The following is a 22,972-nucleotide window of genomic DNA, read 5'->3' on the forward strand; positions in this document are numbered from 1 at the left end:
TTTTATGCCATATTATAGTCAAATTGGGCAGGATAAATATACGAACGAAAAGATCTTTAAAGGTATGGAAAATGGTTTCTTTGTGGACGTTGGTGCACATGATGGAATTGAGTTAAGTAATAGTTACTTTTTTGAAAAAGTTAAAGGTTGGAAAGGTATTTGTATTGAACCATTACCTGAAGTATACAAATTATTGAAAAAAAATAGAAATTGCATTTGTATAGAGGGAGCAATCTCCACCCAAAATGGGTATCAGGATTTTTTACAATTACAGGGCGATATTGCTATGCTTAGCGGTCTGGAGAATAATTATGATAACAGACATAGGGCTAATGTAAACCGTCGAATTAAAGAATCTGGTCAAAATCCTAAGATTATAAAAGTTCAAACCTTTCCGCTACAATCTGTATTGAACCAATATAATGTTACCCATATTGATCTGCTAAGTATTGATACTGAAGGTTCTGAATTACAAGTACTTCAATCAATTAATTATAATAAGGTAAAGATTGAATGTATTATTCTTGAAAATGGTTTTAATGATGAACATGTTAGAGATTTTTTATCAGGTAAAGGCTTCAAATTAGTGAAAAGATTATCTTGGGATGACGTATATCTTCATAAAAACAGTAAGTTTTCACATAATTAGTTAGATCAAATTAACGTTATAAAGAAAAAATGTACCCTCCCATTGAAAATTGTTAAATAGTATTAATTGGAGGGTACTTTTGAAAGTAATTAAAATTTTATATATCAACTAAAAAATAAAACAAACACTATAGAAGATTATGTTGTATAGGCCTTGTGTCTGTTTTAACTTACTCATATGAACTATTTTTATAGAAACAAGTATTTAAAGTTAATATTTTTGAATTTTCAAAAAATAGTGAATCATCCTTATAAGAAAAAAGCAGTAATATGAACAATATTTTTTAATCCAGACGAAACTAAGGGTGAATAATTAAATGAAGATAAATATTTTTGGGGTAGGACGATCAGGTACAAAAGCAGTTCAACTATATTTAGCATATTTAATTGCAAGCAAGGAAGGGGTTGTTAAAGTAAATTATGAACCATATTATTGGTTGAACCGAAAACTAATATGAACCATATTATTGGTTGAACCGAAAACTAACTGGAATATATCAAAATGGTATACACTCTCATATTAACTCCGACTTAATTAATACAGATGGGGTTCTTACCGAAGATCATTCTAATTTTCTTTCAAGTCTGCTTCCTGCAAATATCAGTACCGTAACAAAATTTATAAGGGCTAATGGTCGAATTAAAGCCATTAATAAAATTATGAAACCAGATTATACGGTTGTAATCATTAGAAATCTTTATGACGTTTTGAACTCATTATCAAAGTTTAAATGGGATTTATTAGGGAAGGGATTACCCTACCCAAATGATTGGGATAGGTTAATTATTGAAGTTCAGGAAAAAAATATTATTTCTGAAAATGATCTTAAACAATATCTACAAAATATAAAGAATAGCATGGATAAAAATGCACTCTATTGGTATGTTATGAATTTATCAGCATTAGCTAGTTATGAAGAGGTAGATTTTTTCTTGGATTACTCTAACATTTGCCAAATTGAAAAAGTTGCGAAACATCTTCATCTGTTTGATCAGAATATCAAACCAATTACAGATGAAATGTTTGAGGGGAAGAAAATATGTGAAGACTCCTTACTTGTTGAAGCAGATGAAAAACAACTTCAGTTATTAAATGTACAAAAAACTAGTGTTGGTACTATTGATAAGGTTGGAATTGATTTCAATGCGGGAGAAAAGAGCCGAAATGAAAGGTCTAATTTCAAAAAGGAACCTATTATGAATGATTTATATAAATTTTTTAGATATTAAAACAAGACTAACTAAAAATGAAAAAAATTACAAAAAAGTATAAATTTAACTGGTAATCATGTAACATATTTTGATGATTATAGATAAGTACGATCTTTAGGAAAAGGAAATTTAGTCTAGATTTTGTCTCTTTAAAAGTTTTAAAAATTATTTTTATAAAATGAGGAGCCCTGTAATTTAAAAGAAGAGTTATTTTTTAATAAAAGTTCAAACTTTACTTATACCAGTCATAAAAGAAAAGAGGATTAACGGTTAAGGATGAAGTCTTCCTAAATAGTGAAAAAAATTTATTATGGAGTGGTATATTGTAGAAGAACTGTATGGAAATGATGAAAAAGCAGAAGCACAGCTTGTCTATCAAACCAAGACCTTCATCATACGGGAGTTAAAAAGCTATATAGACATGGGGATGTGTATGTAGCCGGTGTAGCCGGTCCAATCTGATTATTAAACCGTCCTAAACATGGATTATTTTAAAAGTTTTATATGGACTTAAATAAAAAAGGTAATGTTTGCCCATTTAGGACTTTTCCTCTCACCTGAACTTTTTACAATAAAAAATATGCTCAAAAAACATCGGTTTGATACTAATGGCAACAGGCTTGAATTGGCTAAGAATTTTTCTTGCATCAAAGGTGCCTTAATAATTTAGTATAACTAGATATTTCAATGAAGTATTAGTTTATGATGCTAGTATATTTTCATGGACACATCTTAGTTAGGTTTTTCCATATTTGACTAAAATGTAAATGAAAGGATGTGTCCTTAATTCGATCAATCATACAGAAAAAGTACCGTCCTTATTCAAGTAGGTAAACAGTCGAAGAACGTGAGAACCTAATCGGTCGAGATTAATTTTTTGATTTTGTTTAAAATTCATTGTGGAGTCCTCCTTGGTTAGCAAATTAGGGGTCAATTCGGCGAGATTTGACACCCCGTATCATACCAAGAGGGCTCTTTTTTGTTCAAGTCTCCGAAAAAACTTCTAACAGGAATGCTCCTTTCTTAACTGTTATTGATATATCCATCAGTATTATATTTAGATAATTGTTAAATTACCCCTATTAAATCAATTTGTATGTTTATCCACTCCAATTTAAGATAAAAGGAGGATGTTGTTCGCAGAATAAAAAGAAATATATATATGCGTAGCTATTTTTGGCTACAGGTTAAGAACATAAGTAAGCAAGATTCTCCTTATTGTAGCTTGACAAAACATGAAAAGATTACGAAACACTTATACTGTGCAAAGTTAAGTGTTTCGTAACCTTTTTCTAATAATGGCTTTTAGAAATTTCTTGATTCCAAGATTAAAAACCCCATTTTGCGAAAAGCCAATGAATGCAGTTGACAATTTTCTGCTCTTTTAAAAATGAACAAAGTGATAATTTCGCTCTATCCTTTGACTGCCTATAAATTAGGATATTTAAACTTAATATATGTTAGAACTATTAGACTCTACTAAAGTGATATGTTTAAATTAGTGATATGTTTAAATTGCATCGGAATTAAACCGGTAATTAAATAAATCAATTTCCTTTTTAAAATATCTTTCTACCATTTGTTTCTGTTCTAATGTGTAAAATTCAGTATAATGTTTCCTATTTTTCCTATAATTCCCCTTAGCTTTTGGAAGCCATCCATCATATGGTAATCCTATTTTCCTACAAACCCTGATTATATCTTTATCTAAACTTTCGTACTTACCAACAAAATCAACAGCTGTATTACCATCTATTGTATATAAAGGGAAATTGCAGGAAAACCCTAAATATGAATCAAGGAATTGTTCAAAAGTTATTTCTTCTTTCGTAGCAACAAAAAAGTAAGCAGAAATAACTTTATCCCACGGATTTCTTTCAAAACAAAATTTATAATAAGAACCCCATATATCTACTCCTATTAACTCTTTAATATCTTTAGCAGGCATATGATTATAAAATTCTTTTTGCTTGATTTGATTGTTTTCCTGAACTTTAATTACATAGTTTTGTGGAAATTTGCCCAATTCTGCTCTTATATTTTCATCTTCTTTTGGATAAATCGGGGTTATTATATCATCCTCACCACAAAATCGTGATAAGCTAATCTCAATACTAGTGCCCGCTGTTTTTTTCGTTTTTATAAAGATAAATTTATGTTTATGAGATATAATCATAACTTTCTCCTAATTAAATATATTAATGCTAATCCTCGTTTTATAGTACAGGACTAACTAATTTTAATGGAAATTTAAAAAATATTAGCCATTCTGTTATGAAAAGGGACCAAACTTGCAATACATGAAGTCTATTTAAAAACCAAAAGTTTTCATATTTAACCTATTTAATATAGTTTCTTATCTACGAAGATTGAACTGTACCTGGATGTTCATATACAAATAAATCCCCATACTTAAATGTTACACTTGGGACGACAGTTGCTTGAAGAAGGTTTATCCCAGAAATATAAGGAATAACTTTTTGATCATTTGTTCTTACGACAACTTCATAACTAGTAGGAAAAACCGAAGGAGTAAAAGTTACGGAGTCCCCACTACTTGGAGGAATTAAAATAGTATCCGAAGCTATTAGAGTTTTAGGGGATACTCCTGTATTAAAAAGCAAAACATTAGCTACTTGAGATGTTCCTTCAGTTTTGTTCATAATATCGATGCGAACAGAACCAATATTTAATAATTCCACACCTACTTGCCCTGTCGTATGAATAAACATAATAAATAGTCCCCTTTCTTAACATTTAATTTTATACATATATATTGTATTTAGATAACTGTTAAAAAGAACCGTAAATTCCTTTATCAAATTACTTTTTATATTTGTCCACTCCTTTTTACATAACACAAGATACTTTCAGAATTAAAATAATGTATCTAAGTCAATTTTAATGTTGGCTGATTGATAATCTAAGTATTTTACATGGTGGATTTCTTCTTTTTTTAAAGTGGCATGAAACGATTCGATGCAGGCATTATCATATGGGCAACCTTTATGACTAAATGACTGTTTCATGCCTAAAGATCGAATGTGTTTTGTGAATTCTTCACTGGTATATTGAGATCCTAAATCTGTATGAATCGTAAGTCCTTTTGACGGCTGTTGTGTTTGGTACGCATTATCTAACGCTTTTATCACTAAGTCAGTCGTCATCGTTCGTGAAAAGGAGTAGCCAACAATCTTTTTAGAATGCAAATCTAGCACAAAAGCTAAATAACACCAACCCTCTCTAAGAGTATGGATATAGGTAATATCCGCCACCCATTTCTCATTGATCGTTTTCGTAGAGAAGTCTCGACCGATTAGGTTCTCACGTTCTTCGACCGTTTACCTACTTGAATAAGGACGGTACTTTTTCTGTATGATTGATCGAATTAAGGACACATCCTTTCATTTATATTTTAGTCAAATATGGAAAAACTTAACTAAGATGTGTCCATGAAAATATACTAGCATTAACCGTATATCTTCATTTCTAATGTTAAATTAGGAAAGACACCTCTCGTAATTTCTATCTAAAAACAAATATTAAATATAACATTTACCGTCGTACAGAGTATAAGTACATCCCCTTAGATAGTGGAAATTTGATCTAGATTTACCTCAATAGGAAAGCTAATTAGTATTCTTTAAAAACGTAAAGCCCCGTAAATTAATAAAATACGAGGTTATTGTCATTCAAGATATTCCCATTATGATACTATGTTGAAGTTATTGGATTTTAGCCATTTTTTGTACTTTAGCCGTGCTTTTTTAAAGATTTTTGAATTTAATAATATATATACTTTACGGTTGCTCTCTTATAGTCATTAAAAAGACGAATAACAAGCAGAAAAGGGAGCAGTTTTTGTAGGGGGTAATGTCTGAGAAAACTCATCATTTTTGTATTCATTGGTTTTTTAGCTCAATTAGTAGACGGAGCATTAGGGATGGCATACGGTGTTACTTCTACATCCTTATTATTTATTGGAATTTGGACTTGTTCCTGCTATTGTTTCAGCAACTGTACACATGGTGGAAGTAGTGACAACCGCAATATCTGGTATTTCTCATATAAAGTTTGGAAATGTTGATCGACAAGCTGTATTTAAATTAATTATTCCTGGATCTATAGGGTCTTTTTTAGGAGCATGTTTTTTGAGTAATTTACCAGGTGATATTATACAGCCTTATATTTCCTTATTTTTATTATTTCTCGGGGGATATGTTCTTTTTCGTTTTTTGCTTATGGAACATTAGAAAAGCGAACAAAAGTCAATTGATTTATCAAGAAAAAAGTCGATTTTATTAGGATTTATAGCCGGATGGGGACCAATTACAACTCCTGTACTCTTATCCTAAAAAGGATCCTCAGCTAGAAAAGTTATTGGCACCGTGGATACAAGTGAGTTTGCGATTGCTGTTTCAGCAACGTTAGGGTTCCTTATTTATTAGGAGTACTCGTAGGCGGATTTATTATTTTAACAAATATTCAAACCTTACTACAAGTGTGGTTTATAAATAATTTATGGGATGTATTAATTAACTCATGTATTGTTATTGGTTGGATGGTTGCTATTCTCTTTGTCATTAGGAAAAACAAAGGATAGTTCCTTGCCACAATTCTTAAAAATTGAAAATAGAATTGAGGTTATTATTTGATTTTATAGTAGAAAAGGAGCAGAGTCGTGAGTCAACAACATATTTTTCCTCATTTGTTTAATGTGAAAAAAAAGGACAGACAAGAATTACATGGACATAAAAGTTTTATTCTTTGGTTTACAGGTTTATCAGGTTCAGGTAAGTCCACAATAGCTAATCTAGTTGAGAAAAAACTTCATGAAATGGGAATATCCACGTACATTCTTGATGGTGATATTCTCCGAGAAGGATTAAATAGAGACCTTGGTTTTAATTCAGAAGACCGTAAAGAAAACCTTCGCCGCATTGGTGAAATTGCTAAATTGTTTGTGGATGGAGGTATTGTTACTTTAGCTACTTTTATATCTCCCTATGCTAGTGATCGTAAGGAAGTCAGAAAAAAGGTAGGTCAAGGTGAATTTATTGAAATTTATGTGAAGTGTTCATTGGAAGAATGTGAAAATAGAGATCCAAAAGGATTATATAAAAAAGCAAGACAAGGAGAAATTTCAAATTTTACGGGGGTTTCAGCTCCCTATGAAGAACCTGAAAAACCTGAAATTATAATTGAAACGAATCTGTATTCTGCTAATGAATGTGTAGACAAAATAATCAATTATATAAAACAAAATGATTATTTGTAAAATTAGTGATTTAGAACATTACTGAGTAGTTCTTCAGTGAAAGGAGTGGAAAACATGGATGTGTCAAAAAAGTTTATTGAACCACATGGCGGCAGACTAATTCAACGTGTATTAAAAGGAAATGAACGTGAAAGCTATCTTCAAAAAATAAATAAACTGCCTGAAATTATGATTTCAACATGGAGTATTTCAGATATAGAATTGATTTCAAATGGAGGTTTTAGCCCGCTTAACGGATTTATGGGGAAAAAGGATTATGAAAACGTCTTAAAAGATATGCACTTATCAAATGGCTTACCCTGGACCATTCCTATTACTTTACCAGTAACAAGAGAAATAGCGAAAGGATTAAGGCTTGGAGATGAAGTCTTCCTGAAAGGGGTGGATGGAACCTATTATGGAGTGATTCATTTAGAAGGGATATATGAATATGACAAAAAGAAAGAAGCGCAGCTTGTATATCAAACAACAGATCCTCATCATCCAGGGGTTAAAAAGCTATATGAACAAGGTGGTGTGTATCTAGCTGGTCCTATCTATTTATTAAATCGTCCAAAACATGAAGATTTTGAAAAATTTTATATGGACCCTAGGCAAACAAGAGAAATGTTTACTGATCTAGGATGGAATACCATTGTTGGGTTTCAAACAAGGAATCCCGTTCATCGGGCACATGAATATTTACAGAAAGTGGCTTTAGAATCAGTTGATGGTCTTTTATTAAATCCTCTTGTTGGTGAAACGAAAAAAGATGATATCCCTGCAGATGTTCGAATGAAAAGCTACGAAGTACTGCTTAACAACTATTATCCACTAGATCGAGTTAGGCTCGTTATTTATCCAGCTGCTATGCGTTATGCAGGACCACGTGAAGCTGTTTTTCATGCAATTGTTCGAAAAAATTATGGCTGTACACATTTTATTGTTGGCCGTGATCATGCAGGTGTGGGAAATTATTATGGCACCTATGACGCACAAAAGGTTTTTAGCCAATTTGATCCCGCTGTAATTGGTATCAAACCAATGTTTTTTGAACATAGCTTTTATTGTAAGAAGTGTATGAATATGGCTTCTTTAAAGACGTGTCCTCATTCTGATAATGAACGGATTATTTTTAGCGGTACAAAAGTTAGGGAAATGCTTAGAAATGGTCGTCAGTTACCGTCAGAATTCACACGTCCAGAAGTGGCAGAAGTGCTAATTAAAGGTATGAAACACAATAATTAAGGATAATCGTAATCTCTAAGTGGATTAGGATTTATCAGAACACTCTATTTCATGTATTCTTTATTATTATTGAAAATGGAAAGTAGCAAATAAATTTTCTTCGGCATCTTTTAATTGTTACTTTGATTTTATTATTCTTCAACAAAAACTAGCAAAATACGTTTAATGTAATACTTTATCATAGTTCTCCGAGATGTCTTTGTATCTACCAGAAAAGAGAATTAAATCAGGGTTGTCATCAAAGCAATCAATATGAGTGAGTTTATCCATAAGATCTAATGCTACTTGATCATCATCCTTAAATTCAATGTTACACACGCTACAATATTATTTCATATTAACCCCCCTCCTTTTTCCATATTATATACATAAATTAAAATATTTTATTAAAACGGCTCTCACGAATATTTTTAAGTAGTTTGCTAATCTTATTTCAACGCTTTAAAAAGTTCTAATTGTTCCGTATTTGTAAGCTCATTCACATCTAACCACACACTTGAACAATATTATATCGACTCATTAGTAATATGATCAATAAAGCAACAATCTATACGAAAACAGTGTTTTTAAATGATTTTCTCATTCACCGGAAGAAGGTATTGACATTATACCTGTATGGGTATATCATAACTCTTGTCAGGTAATAAAATTTAATTCAATGTGAAATAGTCTAATAATAATAGAAGGTTAATAGGAGGCATAAAAATGAGTGAAAAAGTAGCAATTATCGCAAGCAATGGTGGATTATTTGATGCATATAAGGTATTTAATATCGCAACAGCTGCAGCTTCAATGGATCAAGAAGTAGCTATTTTCTTTACATTTGAAGGATTAAACTTCGTTCATAAAGAAGCAAATCAACAATTACCAATGCCAGCAGGAAAAGAGAATTTTGCAGAAGGCTTTGCTAAGGCAAATGTTCCGGCTATTCCAGATATGGTAGCAATGGCGCAGGAATTGGGAGTTAAAATGATTGGTTGTCAAATGACAATGGATGTCATGGGACTTGAACAAGAAGTGTTTGTCGATGGAATTGAAGTTGGTGGAGCTGTAACTTTCCTACAGTTTGCTAAAGGTGCTGACGTAACACTCACATTTTAATACAAGCGTTGCAAAAAAGATCTGTTAAATAGTAGTGTTCCAAAGCTTGCAGGAGAGTGAATCCGTTTCGTTTTCTATTTTAAAAAAGAGCTGTTTCTCTTGTAAGCCACTTTCAACCATGATCATTTATTTCCTTTTTTTTATAAAAAAATATACCATACTGGGTAATGGTGGACTGGTTGAGCATGTATAATTTAAATTAACTTTTAGGGGGCATTTTTTATGACAGAGAAGGTAATCATCGTAGGTGGAGTTGCGGGTGGAGCAACAGCAGCAGCAAAGTTAAGAAGAATTAGTGAAGACGTAGAAATTATTTTAGTAGAACGTGGAGAATATATTTCATTTGCCAATTGTGGTTTGCCTTATTATATTGGTGAAACGATTAAGGACCGCAGTAAACTATTAGTGCAAACAATCGAAGGAATGTCAGAACGTTTTAACCTCGATATTCGCAATTTAAGTGAAGTTGTGAGCATAAATCCTGAAAAGAAAACGGTGACGATTAAGAATTTACAAAATAATGAAGTATATGGTGAAACATATGACAAATTATTATTATCTCCTGGGGCAAGACCGATTGTACCTCCTATCCCAGGTTTAAAAGAAAATGAAACTTTATTTACCTTAAGAAATATTCCTGATACCGATAGGATTAAAAGCTATGTAGACGAGCAAAAACCTCGTAAAGCGGCCGTTGTTGGCGGAGGATTTATCGGGATTGAAATGGCAGAGAACCTAGTCGATCGCGGGATTGAAGTAACGATTATTGAAATGGGCAACCAAGTGATGGCACCCATTGATCTTGAAATGGCAAGCATTTTACACGCTCATTTACAAGAAAAAGGAGTTCGCCTCATCTTAGAAAATGGTGTCCAATCATTTGCAGATAATGGAAAAAAAGTAGTTTTATCAGATGGAATGGAAATTGAGACAGACATGACTATTCTTTCAATTGGGGTTCGACCTGAAAATGAATTAGCAAAAGCGGCAGGTCTTGAATTAGGAGAACGTGGCGGTATTGTTGTTAATGACTATCTGCAAACATCAAATGGAGATATTTATGCTGTTGGGGATGCGATTGAAGTCGTTGATTACATCAATAGTAACAAGGCGATGATTCCACTTGCAGGTCCAGCTAACCGTCAAGGCCGTATTGCAGCGAATAATATGATGGGAAAAAAAGAGAAGTATCAAGGAACACTTGGAACGTCTATTGCAAAAGTGTTTGATTTAACAGTTGCTGCGACTGGAAATAATGAGAAAATATTAAAACATTTAGAAACTCCATATGAAGTCGTTCATATTCATCCAAGTTCTCGTGCGGGTTACTATCCTGGGGCTGTAACGATTGCGTTAAAGTTAATTTTTGATAAAGAAACAGGAGAAATCTTTGGTGCTCAAGCTGTTGGAGCAGAGGGTGCGGAGAAGCGAATTGATGTCATTGCGACAGCCATTAAAGGTGGATTAACGGTAGAGGATTTAACGAATTTAGAATTGTCCTATGCCCCGCCATATTCATCTGCAAAAGATCCTGTAAACATGGCTGGCTATGTTGCTACAAACGTTATGGACGGAGAGTTGGAACAGATCCAATGGTATGAAGTAGATGGAGTGGTTTCTAGTGGTGGACTGTTAATTGATGTTCGTGAACCAATGGAACGTGAATTTGGTTACATTGAAGGATCTAGCAATATTTCGTTAAACGATTTAAGAAATCGATTAGATGAAATACCAAAAGATCAAACGATTTATGTTAGCTGTCAAGTTGGATTAAGAGGGTATTTAGCTTGCCGAATTCTAAAAAATAACGGATATCGTGTGAAAAATGTTGATGGTGGTTGGAAAACGTACTCCTCTGTATTTGGTAGCAACATTCATACAGGTGTTGAAATAACAGCGAATAAGCTTGGAGAAACAATCATAAAAGATAACAACGATATAAATGTTGATAAAGTTGTAGATGTTACTGGGTTAACTTGTCCAATGCCGATTGTGAAATTGAAAAAAGGGATTGAGTCAATTGAGAGCAATCAAATATTAGAACTTCATGCAACCGACCGAGGCACATTAAGTGATCTGCCTGCCTGGTCAAAAAATGCTGGCCACACGATCTTAAAAACGGAACAAGATGGTCCAGTTCTTAAATTTTGGATCCAAAAGAAATAACACGAGGCTAATACGCCTGGCTGACTTTAAATAAAATAAACAGGGCATTCAAATTTGAATGCCCTGTTTATTTTAGGTAAGAACATTAAAATTGAGGTTTGAAAGGTTTTTATTTCGTTCATAAAGGTAATAAAGAATACTATTTTAATTCAAAAGGAAGTGCCTTATGAATGATATGTTATCAGTTTTTTCTAATTCTAATGAGCAGATGTTAAAGTTAATTATATCTATCATCGCCATCCTATTTATAGTGTCGATCGTGCGTTCAATCTTTCGATTAGTGATGCCGATTGTTATCATCGGTTTAGTCATGGTTGTCTTTTTAGGGTTTACACCTAATGAGGTCATTAATAAAGGAAAGCAGTTCGTAAGCGCTGGTACAAATTTTTTCTTAGAGAATATTTTACCCTATATAGATCCAAATAACGAATCTTTAATTGATAGAGATGGAAAAGGAAATGATATTTCAGAAACCCTACCTGAAAATAAACCTTTTATAGAAGAAGGTTTAAAGAGGTTTTTTCATGATAATGAAGAAAACAAAGAGAATGAAATATTTGATGAACCAAGGAGTGATGATAGTCTAAATACACTTTGATGATATAAAATCTAGAGTGGTGTATAAGTAAAATAAACAACCACGAGTCCCTGCATTTATGTATGGGATTAGATTGTTTTATTTCTTGAAACAATTGTTTTTAAAAAATAATGAACGTTAACAACTTATTTAATTAAAGTGAGTTTTTCATAAAAGAGGAAAGAGTATTCAAACAAAGAGATGTTGTCATAAATATCTCTTTGTTTGCTTTTTGAAAATAAGTTTAGGAACGTAGCGTTTTCTTGAATTCATTCATACAGTTCGTCACACGTTAGGTGTTACAACACAAAAGATCGTATGAAATTACACTATGTGCTAAATACACATTAATAAGTCAAAAATCCTTCGTCCGATAAATTTGCCATTTTCGTTTTTACGTGCTCGTAGTAAGGTAAATAAAATATGATTATATTGTGTTTTGGTACGATGAAGAATTTGTATTTAAAAATGTGAGTTAGGATAAACGGATGAGATATTATCTCTTACTTGAAGATAAGATGAGTGGATTGTTGTAGTTGTTGGAAAATGGTTATACAAGGAATGTTAGATAAAAGTCGGTAAATACTACTGATAGAAATAACATAGATGATTTGCAGCAGACTTTAAATGACTAAGAAAAGGTGATGTTGATGAAAGAGAAAGAGAAAGATGGAGAACCTCAATTTCAAAGTGGTGAGAAGGTTAATAAGACTTTGAAAGGGTTATATGGACTAGATCCGGAGATGAGTTTACTATCAGTTCATTTCGCTACAACTGAAAATCCATTTTTAAATGAACATTATCAAGAAGACCCTGAAGAAAATGAATGATTCAGGATATTCTATATAGAAGGGCTGAATAATATCAGTCCTTTTTCCCATGGAGTTTGGGTCAAAACTTATATATTTCTACTAGAACCTGAGCAGTTTTTTATAGATGGTTCTAGGGTAGAGGGTCCATCATTGAAGGGGAAGAACCAATAAAAAAGCCGAACTCTATTGAAATCGGCTTTTATTGGTTAAAAAAACCTATAAAAGTGTTATATTTCCTTTTTTGCAATTCTCTATGGTTTGATCATTCCATACAGAAGCTTGAACCTCTCCGATATGGGCTTTCTTTAGTAAAAACATGCATAATCTGGACTGTCCGATTCCTCCACCTATTGTATAAGGAACCTTTTTATTAAGGATCGATTGATGATATTCAAGATGTTTTCGATCCTCATTGTTGGAAAGCCTTAGTTGTTTTAACAGAGTCTTTTCATCTACTCGAATTCCCATAGAAGAAATTTCAAATGACCTTTCTAAGATTGGGTACCAAAGAACAATATCTCCATTTAGGTTCCAGTCATCATAATCAGGGGAGCGTCCGTCGTGCTTTTCACCAGAACGTAAGTTGCCGCCAATTTGCATAATAAAGACAGCGCCAAACTCTTTAGCAATTTCATTTTCTCGCTGCTTTGGGGTTAAATTTGGAAACCTGTCCTCGAGATCTTGAGTCGTGATAAAGCGAATATCTTCTGGCAGGATAGGTTCAAGTTGAGGATATAACTTATACAAGTAATTCTCAGTCGACTTTACTGTCTGATAAATCTTTTGTACTTCTGATTTTAAGGTGTTTAGATTACGTTGTTTATAGGTAATGACCTTCTCCCAGTCCCATTGATCCACATACATGGAATGCAAGTTGTCTAATACCTCATCTCTTCTAATGGCATTCATATCTGTATATAGTCCTTCACCGACATTAAATCCATATTTTGTGAGAGCCAATCTTTTCCACTTTGCCAAAGATTGAACCACTTCAATTGATGAATGTTTGACATCTAATGCATCGAAAGAAACGATGCGTTCCACTCCATTTAGGTTGTCATTTACGCCATTTCCATTTTTTAAAAGAATAGGGGCTGATACTTTAACTAAATTTAGTGCTTTCGACAGATTGCTTTCAAAATACTCTTTTCCTTGTTTAATTGCCATTTCTGTTTGGATAAAATCCAATTTGGGTTGATATACCTTTGGGACAATAAGGGATTTGGTCATTGTTTACGAAATACCTCCAGTTAAAAACTAATTTTTTATTTTTCTTAGGTGATTACCCTTTTTACTCTATGATGGAGCTTTGAGGTTTGCTATCCGCATATGCCTAAATCAGTTTAGAAAATAGTAGGCGAAGCATAAATTAACTTTTGTACTGGTTAACTTTACTAAATCAATGGAAGAACTTCATCAATTAGATCATCGTCTTTATTGTCAAAATATCATTAGAGGTTTTATGAATAATATTACTTAAAAAAAGCAAGATAGGGTTATAGAGAATAGAGGAAACATGATCGTGGTTAAACAGGAAATAGGTAATTCTAGACAGTGGATTCAGAAAAATTACCCTCTACCGAATAGATAATATATAGTTCATTTTACTTTTTCACCTATTGTGAACCAGTAGCAATGAATATCTTTTTAATAACAAAGGAAAACACGGTTACATTTAATCGTGTTTTCCTTTGTACTTATACGGTAGTAAGCTTCATTCCTACTGAAGAAAGAAGGGGAAGAGAATATGAATAAAGATAATGTGATCGATGCCGTAGATCCTCTTTTAAAAATACGCATCGAAAATGAAATTGAAGGTTTAAAGTTCACAAAAAATTTTCGATCAGCTACTGCGGAGGAATGGTATGTTTTTCTGCCTGGATTTAAAGATAGACAATTAGGTGGTGCAGCGGGAAAGGTGATCATTCATTATAATCTCTATGGAAATCGGGATATGTTTATCAATACAACGATTATTTTTGATGATCCAGAAATGTATGTATCACAATTACAAGAGCTTGTTTATACACTTGCAGATGAAATTGTCAATCGTCTTGTAGGTTATGCAGATACGCTACTTTCTGTCCATGCTGGAGAAAACTCCTATCAGGCAGAATATAAATCACATTAATACAAAGCCGATCTGTTGAGAGACGTGAAATATTCTAACAACCATACTTTTTTTGAAAGTTGTCTATCGTCTTAATACTTATTAGTGGAGGTAAGGTACTTGTATGATAATATTCTATTGGATCTTGTAGTAGGTTATATGGCTCTATTTATTGTTGTTAAACTTTTAGGGAAAAATCAACTGAGCCAGATTACTCCTTTCGATTTTATATCGGCTTTAGTAATGGGGGAACTTGTTGGGAGTGCGATCTTTGATCAAAAAGCAGGAATTTTACAGATCCTATTTGCGATAGCAGTCTGGGGATCGTTAATTTTTTTTACAGAATTATTAACGCAAAAATTCCGCTCGATGCGTTATTTATTTGAAGGTAGGCCCGTCATGATTATTAATCAAGGAAAATTAGATTGGAAGGCAATGAAAAAGAACCAAATAGATGTTGACCAACTACAGGAATTGTTAAGGTTTAAAGATGTTTTCTCACTTCAAGATGTGGAATATGCCATATTGGAGAATAATGGCGGGGTTAGTGTGTTGCGAAAATCAGAAGTGGATCAGCCCACATGCCGAGACTTAAAAATTAAAGGAGAAAAGAGAACAGTTCCTTTAACGATCATTAGTGATGGGGAAGTGTTAGCGAATAACTTGAAAAAGGCTGGTGTAAATGAGGATTGGCTTTATAAACAGTTAAAGATAAAAGGTGTTGATCGGCCTAAAGAAATTAGTTATGCGGAATATGAGCCGGGGAAAGACCTATTTATTCAAAAGTATTGATTCAAATGTAGTAAAGTGGAGTTTGTTTCATATTCAGCACCCATGAATGTACCTCATTTGTTAACAGGAGGATAATCCATTATCTATTAGATCATATTAAAGGAGTAGTGTCATTCTTGAAAGACCTTTAAAACTAAAATGTTTCCAAAATATAATACACAAAAAGGCGTGTCAGCAATGGAATATGTAGAAAATATTCAACCCGAAAAAGATAAAAAAGGCTCAAAACGTGATTCGAAAAACAAACCTAATAACCAAAAATGGGCTGTATTGTCTATTTCATCCATTCCGCTTGTTATGACATTGGGAAATTCGATGCTAATCCCAGTTCTTCCAATGATGGAACGTGAAATTGGGATATCACCTTTTCAATCCAGTATGATTATTACCATTTACTCGATTGTAGCAATCATTTTAATTCCTGTTGCAGGATTTTTATCCGATCATATAGGCAGAAAAAAAGTCATCATTCCGTGCCTAGCGATAGCAGCAATTGGTGGGCTCATTTCTGCATGGGCAGGTTGGAAAATGGATAACCCCTATTGGATTATTTTGATCGGACGAGCATTACAAGGAGTTGGGGCGGCCGGTGCTTTCCCTATTGTTCTGCCGCTCGTTGGTGACATGTTTAAGACGAATGAAGAGGTAAGTAGTTCATTAGGATTAATCGAAACGTCTAATACTCTTGGAAAAGTATTAAGCCCTATTTTGGGAGCCTTTTTGGCAGGTTTCTTTTGGTTTATCCCTTTTTTTTCCATTCCAATCTTTTGTCTAATATCAATATTACTCATGTTCTTTTTAGTGAAAACACCTAATAAGAAACAAGAACCGATCCCATTTAAACACTTTGTAAATAATATCAAAGATACTTTTAAAAACAACTGGAAATGGCTCTATGCTGTTTTTGTTATTGGGATTATTCTTATGTTTGTGTTATTTTCCGTTTTATTTTATTTATCTGATACGTTGGAAAAAGTGTATGATGTGAAGCATATAAAAAAAGGACTTTATCTAGCTATACCATTGGGGGGACTTTGTATTGCCTCCTATATTACAGGAAAGTTAATTAAAGAAAATAAAGTTCTTATGAAATGGATCACCTTTGGAGGCATTATTCTACTAGCTGTCTCGATCGCAACGTTAAGTTTTTCTCAAGGAATGTGGTTTATGATTACTTTATTTGTGTTAAGTGGAATTGGGATTGGTGTAGGGCTACCTTGTCTCGATTCACTGATTACATCAGGAATTGAAAAGGAGGAGTGTGGAACCGTTTCATCTATTTACAGCTCGATGCGTTTTATCGGGGTAGCCGCTGGACCACCTGCTATGGCTATTATGATGAAGTATACGGAAAACTCTCTTTTTTATATTTTAAGTGGTTTAAGTGTTATTGCAGCGGTCGCCACTTTTATAGCGATTAAACCCGAAAAAGGAGAATAGATGTAATTGAATCAATTAATAAGAAAAAGAGAGTGGAAAAAATCCCTGTTTTTATGATTTTTTCACTCTCTTTTTTGTTGAATTTTTTAGAAGGAAATAAAAGGGATTATAAGGATCTAAATTAACAATGTTATTTCCTCAATTAAATTTCGATTATAATAGGCAGGATCATGGGTTTTCTTTTCGTTTGGGTAAATAAATATTGTCCGACTGATTTTTTTATGTTTCGTTTGATCACGTTCCATTGTTGTATATTCTCTTCTTGTAAGTCGTTAACGGTCGTTTTAACGAGTCGATTCACGTTTCTTATGAGGTCCTCGGAATCTCGTGCATAGACAAACCCACGAGAAATGGTGTCGGGCTCAGAAACCATTTTTCCTTCTATCTTATTAATGGTTAAAATAATCACGAGCATTCCATCTTCAGAAAGTTGTTTACGGTCCCGTAACACAATATCTCCAACTTCACCAATACCTACTCCGTCTACGTAGGTATCTCCAGCTGGAATCTTCCGAGTCTGACGAGCTACCGAGTTTTCAATATCAACGACATCGCCATTTTTAATGATAAAGGTATTTTTTTTCTCTATTCCAACGGCTTCAGCTAACAAACGGTGTTGGTGCAGCATTCGAAATTCCCCGTGAATGGGAATAAAATATTTCGGTTTCATTAAGGTGAGCATGAGTTTTAAATCCTCTTGATTGCCATGTCCGGAAGCATGCATCCCTGTAATACTTGAAGATCCATAAATCACTTTGGCCCCTAGTTGAAACAAGTTGTCTACAATACGTGAAACAGCCTTCTCATTTCCAGGTATCGGAGATGCAGCAAAAATAACCGTATCTTCTGGTAAAATCTCTACGTCCCGATAGTTTGAACTAGACAGGCGAGAAAGAGCAGCGAGTGGCTCTCCTTGACTTCCTGTACATAAGATCACTACTTTTTCAGGAGGTAATTGATTGACTTCACGTGCATCGATGAGCATCCCATCTGGAACATTTAAATACCCACGTTCTATAGCAACAGCTACGACATTCACCATACTACGACCAAGTAATGCAAGCTTTCGATTTGTCTTTAATGTTGCATCGACTATTTGCTGAACACGATTTATATTAGAGGCGAAGGTAGAGATAATGATTTTACGCTTCACTCCCATAAAGGCTTCTTCAATATGGCCACCGACCAGTCGTTCCGATGGGGTAGAGCCAGGCTGTTCAGCGTTGGTACTTTCAGATATGAGAGCTAAAACCCCTTGTGTACCAATTTCGGCCATTTTATGGATATCCGAATATTGTTCATTCACAGGAGTTAAATCAAATTTGAAGTCTCCAGTATGAACAACATTCCCTTCTGGTGTATGAAAGACAACGCCTAGACAATCAGGAATACTGTGGCTAACTTTGAAGAAAGTGACACCGATTGTTCCAAAATTGAAATTTGAATTTGAGTCTATTTGTACCAACTCTGTCTCCCTGAGAAGCTTATGTTCTTTTAATTTTAATTCAATTAATCCGAGTGTAAAACGAGTGGCATAGATAGGTACATTTAATTTTTTTAAAAAGTAGGGAATGCCTCCTATATGGTCCTCATGTCCATGTGTAATAACGAGAGCCCTGATTTTTTCCTTGTTTTCTTGTAAATAGGAGATGTCAGGGATAATCAAATCAATTCCTAATAAACTTTCATCTGGAAATTTACCACCACAGTCGATAATCACGATATCGTCTGCGTATTGAACCACATACATGTTTTTACCGATTTCATTTATACCACCTAAGGCGAAAATGGATAATGCACTTTCTTTTACGGTCAAAATGATTCCCTCCTAATTTCAGTATGTATGATTAGCATTCCCCTATAAAACCCTTTTATAAATGCTAGTAGGAACTAGTTTTAATTAGAAAATTAAAATGGTTATTTCATATACAATGTTAGCCCATAGATCTAAGTGATCGCAGGAAGAATAAATAATAGGTGTAAGAAAATAATATAAACAAAGTTTGTTTAATTTATTGGGGGTGAAAAAAATGCCTGTTTTTGTTTACCAGACATTTGAAATCAAGCAGGATAAGTTTCAAGAAGGAATAGAAAACTTACAAGAAATGAAAAAGTATCGAAATGAGAATTATAACCATCAGGTAGACATCTTAGCACCCATCACTGGACGTGATCATTCATACGCACTTCTTTCAACATACGAGGGTCTAGCCGAAATGGAATTGCAAAATAAGAAAATGTTCGAAGATGAAGAGTATACAAAGTTGATTGGTGAATTTTTTCTCGAAACCATTGTACAAGGTAGTATGAATACACAATTATACCGGACTATGGCGGATAAAAAATCTGATAAGAAGAATGATAAGAAACAAGATTAAATGTCAATGCCTGAAGTAACTGGTTTAAGAATGTATGAACAGAATTTAGGACGTGCATGTAATTAAAAATAAAAAGTCTACTCCGAAAACATACTTTTGAGAAATCAAAAAGGAGTGCGGGCGCGTTCCCCACTCCTTGTGAAATAAGAAAATATAAGCAACTGAAGTGATAACTAGCACCCTTTAGTCGCTATAAGAAACAGTTGTTTTTATTCCTAGTGATTGTAAGTTGTTTGTGTATCGAGGTGAGGCTGATTTTGACAGAATTTTATATACTTGTTTTCAATCTCATAGATACAACGTTTACAATAACCCATTTCACCATCAAATTCATACCACTTCTCACAGTTTAAACATCGCTTATGCCATACATTGTTAATAATGAGATCATAGCCATAATAGGTTATTTTTTTCTCAATTCTCATGTTTTAATCTCCACCTTATAGCATAATAGGCACTGTATGCAGAAGGATAAGAAAAGTGATGAGGAAAAATTGATTATGTTTAGCAATATTCATGTTGTTAAACATAATCATTATAATTTGAGTTAGACCGGAAAAAGAGAAAAGACATTAAAGGACGAATGTTATAAAGGAGTCAACCGAAGAAATTGGATCAAGAGATAAAGATTAATATCTGCGATTAGCTACATTGATGTAATATATATGGGAGGTAAATAGCATGGATAATAAAGAGAACCTTGAACAATTACTCCACAATTATGGATACCCTAAACAGGCTATCCATCGCTTTATGCAAGATGCAGAGGGATTAGATTATGAAGAAGTAAAAAAGCGAATTTTACCTTATCGAGATATAACTGCTCGTAAATCATAAAGCAGGAATGCTCACTAACTATTGGTCTTTTTGTAATCATTCTGTTCATATGAGAATAAGGAGGGATCAAACATGGACATTGACCATATGAAAAAATGCACATTTAATATGGAGAATAATAAAGGCGAGCTTGTAGTAAAAGGAGAAATCATCGGAGAAACGGAAATTTCGTTTTTTGATGATTTAAAGTTAAAAGCAGTAATTGCTCTGCTGAATTCTATTGATCATCAAAATTTCATTGATTCAGGGAATGATCAGCTATTTGATCACTATATAAGAGAAATAGAAGAAATGATCAACGAAGTGAAAAAACACAAACAATTTCAGGGGAAAACCAAATTAATGTGATTTGTTTATACAAAGCTTAGCATAAGGTGACCTGTTATGGTAGTTGCACTTAATTGTTGTGCTTGATGACTTTGATTATTGGATATCTGACCAATGGTAATTACACCCATTGGTCTTTAGAAACATTTTTATTTCGCTAACACCGATTTAACTTCCTCAAAATTCCTTCATAAGATTCTGTTGATCTCAAACCGTTTTATTCCAAATTTTATTTAGATCCAATGGTACATAGATTTCATCACCATGAATTTCTCTATGTATAATAGGGTTAAAAAAATATTGATCTAAATTATCGTTGAATAATTCCTGTCGCCTAGCTCTCGAATTTATTCCTAATACATTTTTAATGTTCTTCTCATTCATAAGAATACCTCGCTTATTAAATGTTTTTTGTATAGATCATTACTTATGAAATATATTGTTCCTTTTTTGTTTGAATTGTATGTATATTATAGGGTGCACCTTGGATAATTCTTAGTCAAATTTCCCATAAATAATATAGGCCATTACGATTAAAAATAAAAAAGAAAAAGAAAAGGAGAGCAAACATCATGAGAGGTTATGTTCTTTCATTTTGGAGTTTAATCGACCCTTTATACTATTTTTTCACACGTCTAACGTGCCTTCCCTGTGAAGAAATAAAAGGTAATATTTTTCGGATTAGATTAACAAAGTATAAAGGGCGGAATATTGTCCTTTCAGATGGAACGCAAATAAACAAAAATGATACGTTAGTAAAAATTCATTTTCACAATGTTAGACTATTGAAAGAACTAAAAGACATAAAGAGTGAAATAAAAAAAGCGAAAATTATTTATCGCTATGTTCAAAAGTCATTGCCAGGTATTGGAGTTTATATTCAGAATTGTAGACATTCACAAGAAATTAAAGGGATTATAGGTATTACCCTGTTGAACAAAGGCTGTGAACGGCTTGGTTTTGAGGTTGTTTACATATCCCATCCCATTTACAAATGGTTTAAACGGTTAGCTTTTTTGCCAATAGGGATTCTCTTTAGTCAAAATGCTTCTATCAGGCATATCCTTAATGATCAGCAGCCAACATATTTATTTATGTCTAAAAAGAAATTATCAAATATGTACAGATATTAAGTAAGTCATCGCCTTTAAAGAGTTCTGTCCTTAATAGAAAAAAAGCTGTTAAAAGTTAACAGCTTTTTCTTTAAATGGCTTTAACTGCTTCTCTGTCGGCAGTAACTAACGTTAACTCATGAAGAGTTATTTCAGGACGGCTTCCGACACGGATATTAACACCGGTTTGACCAAGTCCTTCACTAATATAAAAAGGTTTTCCATCTTGCCAATGAGATCCTTTAATCATATTCATTCGTACCAATTTTCCCATTTTTACAAGGTGATATGCTTTTGGATAACAAATTTGTCCACCATGAAAATGGCCAGCAAGTAAATAATCAAAATGATATTTTTTCATGTGTAGAACGATATTTGGATCATGGGTTAATACTAAGTTTGTTCCTGGTTTCATTCCTTTATATGAAGCTTCCAGGTCGCTATGTTTTGTACTAAAGTCATCAATGCCAATGATATTGACTGGTGTTCCGTGAACAAAAATCATGTCATTTTCATTTCGTAAAACCTTGCAGTTATATTTTTCAAGTGTTTCGATTAATATTTGTAAGTCCTTTTGGCGTAAAACATAATCATGATTGCCTAAAACGGCATAGATGCCATGTTTTGCATGTAATTGGTTTAGTGTTTCTAAATAGGGGACAAGCTTCGGAATCGTACGTCTACGGTCGAGAAAGTCTCCAGTAAGTGCAACCAGATCAATAGGCTCATCTTTTAACTTTTCATATAGTTGGGCGGGAGAAATCGATATATTTTCAAGATGTAAATCGGAAAGGTGAAGAATATTTAATTTTGGACTATGTCCACTGGATAATGGTGTACTGATTTTCATTCTATTAATCATGATATCCTTCGTGTTTTTGTAGGCTCTTTTGATGAAATAACAAAGGAAAATGGCTAATGCAGCAAAGAATAATATCTTCAAATGGAATCACAC

General features: G+C 33.3%; 21 protein-coding genes and 2 pseudogenes. 17 read left to right on the forward strand and 6 right to left on the reverse strand.

Features of this window, described 5'->3' with window-relative positions:
* Positions 1-4 precede the first annotated feature (4 nt).
* The 3 genes from JMM81_RS07870 (at position 5) to JMM81_RS07880 (ending at position 2,299) form a co-directional block, all read left to right on the forward strand.
* Positions 5-649: an FkbM family methyltransferase gene (locus tag JMM81_RS07870; RefSeq protein WP_256241009.1), complete on the forward strand. Its 645-nt coding sequence runs from the start codon at positions 5-7 to the stop codon at positions 647-649.
* Between the two features lie 470 nt (positions 650-1,119).
* Complete coding sequence (locus JMM81_RS07875) at positions 1,120-1,878, forward strand: hypothetical protein (RefSeq protein ID WP_256241010.1); 759 nt, start codon at positions 1,120-1,122, stop codon at positions 1,876-1,878.
* A 292-nt stretch (positions 1,879-2,170) separates the two neighbouring features.
* The gene (locus JMM81_RS07880) at positions 2,171-2,299 is read left to right on the forward strand and encodes a hypothetical protein (RefSeq protein ID WP_256241011.1); all 129 of its coding nucleotides are present in this window, start codon (positions 2,171-2,173) and stop codon (positions 2,297-2,299) included.
* Between the two features lie 1,071 nt (positions 2,300-3,370).
* Here the strand turns inward: JMM81_RS07880 and JMM81_RS07885 are convergent.
* The 3 genes and pseudogenes from JMM81_RS07885 to JMM81_RS07895 form a co-directional block, all read right to left on the reverse strand.
* Positions 3,371-4,036 carry a sulfotransferase family 2 domain-containing protein gene (locus JMM81_RS07885; protein ID WP_256241013.1) on the reverse strand — a complete coding sequence of 222 codons (666 nt, stop codon included), beginning with the start codon at positions 4,034-4,036 and terminating at the stop codon, positions 3,371-3,373.
* Between the two features lie 184 nt (positions 4,037-4,220).
* The gene (locus JMM81_RS07890) at positions 4,221-4,592 is read right to left on the reverse strand and encodes a hypothetical protein (RefSeq protein ID WP_256241014.1); all 372 of its coding nucleotides are present in this window, start codon (positions 4,590-4,592) and stop codon (positions 4,221-4,223) included.
* 165 nt (positions 4,593-4,757) lie between these two features.
* Positions 4,758-5,249, reverse strand: a pseudogene (locus tag JMM81_RS07895) (IS3 family transposase); the annotation flags it as partial.
* A 488-nt stretch (positions 5,250-5,737) separates the two neighbouring features.
* On the opposite strand from JMM81_RS07895, the pseudogene JMM81_RS07900 reads away from it, so the two are divergent.
* The 7 genes and pseudogenes from JMM81_RS07900 (at position 5,738) to JMM81_RS07930 (ending at position 13,039) form a co-directional block, all read left to right on the forward strand.
* A pseudogene (locus JMM81_RS07900) lies at positions 5,738-6,463 on the forward strand (sulfite exporter TauE/SafE family protein).
* Between the two features lie 78 nt (positions 6,464-6,541).
* On the forward strand, positions 6,542-7,138 hold the full coding sequence (cysC, locus tag JMM81_RS07905; RefSeq protein WP_256241015.1) for an adenylyl-sulfate kinase: 597 nt from the start codon (positions 6,542-6,544) through the stop codon (positions 7,136-7,138).
* Between the two features lie 54 nt (positions 7,139-7,192).
* Complete coding sequence (gene sat, locus JMM81_RS07910; RefSeq protein WP_256241016.1) at positions 7,193-8,365, forward strand: sulfate adenylyltransferase; 1,173 nt, start codon at positions 7,193-7,195, stop codon at positions 8,363-8,365.
* A gap of 705 nt (positions 8,366-9,070) precedes the next feature.
* Positions 9,071-9,466 carry a DsrE/DsrF/DrsH-like family protein gene (locus JMM81_RS07915; RefSeq protein WP_256241017.1) on the forward strand — a complete coding sequence of 132 codons (396 nt, stop codon included), beginning with the start codon at positions 9,071-9,073 and terminating at the stop codon, positions 9,464-9,466.
* Positions 9,467-9,688: 222 nt separating this feature from the next.
* A complete protein-coding gene (locus JMM81_RS07920) occupies positions 9,689-11,632 on the forward strand; it encodes a CoA-disulfide reductase (RefSeq protein WP_256241018.1) in 1,944 nt (647 codons plus the stop codon).
* 166 nt (positions 11,633-11,798) lie between these two features.
* A complete protein-coding gene (locus tag JMM81_RS07925) occupies positions 11,799-12,230 on the forward strand; it encodes a hypothetical protein (protein WP_256241020.1) in 432 nt (143 codons plus the stop codon).
* Positions 12,231-12,859: 629 nt separating this feature from the next.
* On the forward strand, positions 12,860-13,039 hold the full coding sequence (locus JMM81_RS07930; RefSeq protein WP_256241021.1) for a hypothetical protein: 180 nt from the start codon (positions 12,860-12,862) through the stop codon (positions 13,037-13,039).
* 198 nt (positions 13,040-13,237) lie between these two features.
* Here JMM81_RS07930 and asnA read toward each other — a convergent pair whose 3' ends face one another.
* Positions 13,238-14,251 carry an aspartate--ammonia ligase gene (gene asnA, locus JMM81_RS07935; RefSeq protein ID WP_256241022.1) on the reverse strand — a complete coding sequence of 338 codons (1,014 nt, stop codon included), beginning with the start codon at positions 14,249-14,251 and terminating at the stop codon, positions 13,238-13,240.
* Positions 14,252-14,768: 517 nt separating this feature from the next.
* Between asnA and JMM81_RS07940 the strand changes: the two genes are divergently transcribed.
* From JMM81_RS07940 to bcbE, 3 genes are all read left to right on the forward strand, one after another.
* Complete coding sequence (locus tag JMM81_RS07940; RefSeq protein ID WP_256241023.1) at positions 14,769-15,152, forward strand: hypothetical protein; 384 nt, start codon at positions 14,769-14,771, stop codon at positions 15,150-15,152.
* Positions 15,153-15,251: 99 nt separating this feature from the next.
* On the forward strand, positions 15,252-15,923 hold the full coding sequence (locus JMM81_RS07945; protein WP_375162355.1) for a YetF domain-containing protein: 672 nt from the start codon (positions 15,252-15,254) through the stop codon (positions 15,921-15,923).
* Positions 15,924-16,100: 177 nt separating this feature from the next.
* On the forward strand, positions 16,101-17,363 hold the full coding sequence (bcbE, locus tag JMM81_RS07950) for a bacillibactin exporter BcbE (protein WP_256241024.1): 1,263 nt from the start codon (positions 16,101-16,103) through the stop codon (positions 17,361-17,363).
* Positions 17,364-17,505: 142 nt separating this feature from the next.
* Here the strand turns inward: bcbE and JMM81_RS07955 are convergent, their stop codons facing one another.
* Complete coding sequence (locus JMM81_RS07955) at positions 17,506-19,179, reverse strand: ribonuclease J (protein ID WP_256241025.1); 1,674 nt, start codon at positions 19,177-19,179, stop codon at positions 17,506-17,508.
* 214 nt (positions 19,180-19,393) lie between these two features.
* Between JMM81_RS07955 and JMM81_RS07960 the strand changes: the two genes are divergently transcribed.
* From JMM81_RS07960 to JMM81_RS07975, 4 genes are all read left to right on the forward strand, one after another.
* Complete coding sequence (locus JMM81_RS07960) at positions 19,394-19,741, forward strand: hypothetical protein (RefSeq protein WP_256241026.1); 348 nt, start codon at positions 19,394-19,396, stop codon at positions 19,739-19,741.
* 681 nt (positions 19,742-20,422) lie between these two features.
* Positions 20,423-20,578, forward strand: a complete 156-nt coding sequence (locus JMM81_RS07965) for a hypothetical protein (protein ID WP_256241027.1) — start codon at positions 20,423-20,425, stop codon at positions 20,576-20,578.
* 72 nt (positions 20,579-20,650) lie between these two features.
* On the forward strand, positions 20,651-20,926 hold the full coding sequence (locus JMM81_RS07970) for a hypothetical protein (protein ID WP_256241028.1): 276 nt from the start codon (positions 20,651-20,653) through the stop codon (positions 20,924-20,926).
* A 551-nt stretch (positions 20,927-21,477) separates the two neighbouring features.
* On the forward strand, positions 21,478-22,038 hold the full coding sequence (locus JMM81_RS07975) for a YkoP family protein (protein ID WP_256241029.1): 561 nt from the start codon (positions 21,478-21,480) through the stop codon (positions 22,036-22,038).
* Between the two features lie 70 nt (positions 22,039-22,108).
* Here the strand turns inward: JMM81_RS07975 and JMM81_RS07980 are convergent, their stop codons facing one another.
* Complete coding sequence (locus JMM81_RS07980) at positions 22,109-22,960, reverse strand: metallophosphoesterase (protein WP_256241030.1); 852 nt, start codon at positions 22,958-22,960, stop codon at positions 22,109-22,111.
* Between the last annotated feature and the right edge of the window lie 12 nt (positions 22,961-22,972).

It is taken from the genome of Bacillus sp. V3B, assembly GCF_024494465.1.
Lineage (GTDB): Bacteria > Bacillota > Bacilli > Bacillales > Cytobacillaceae > Bacillus_BD.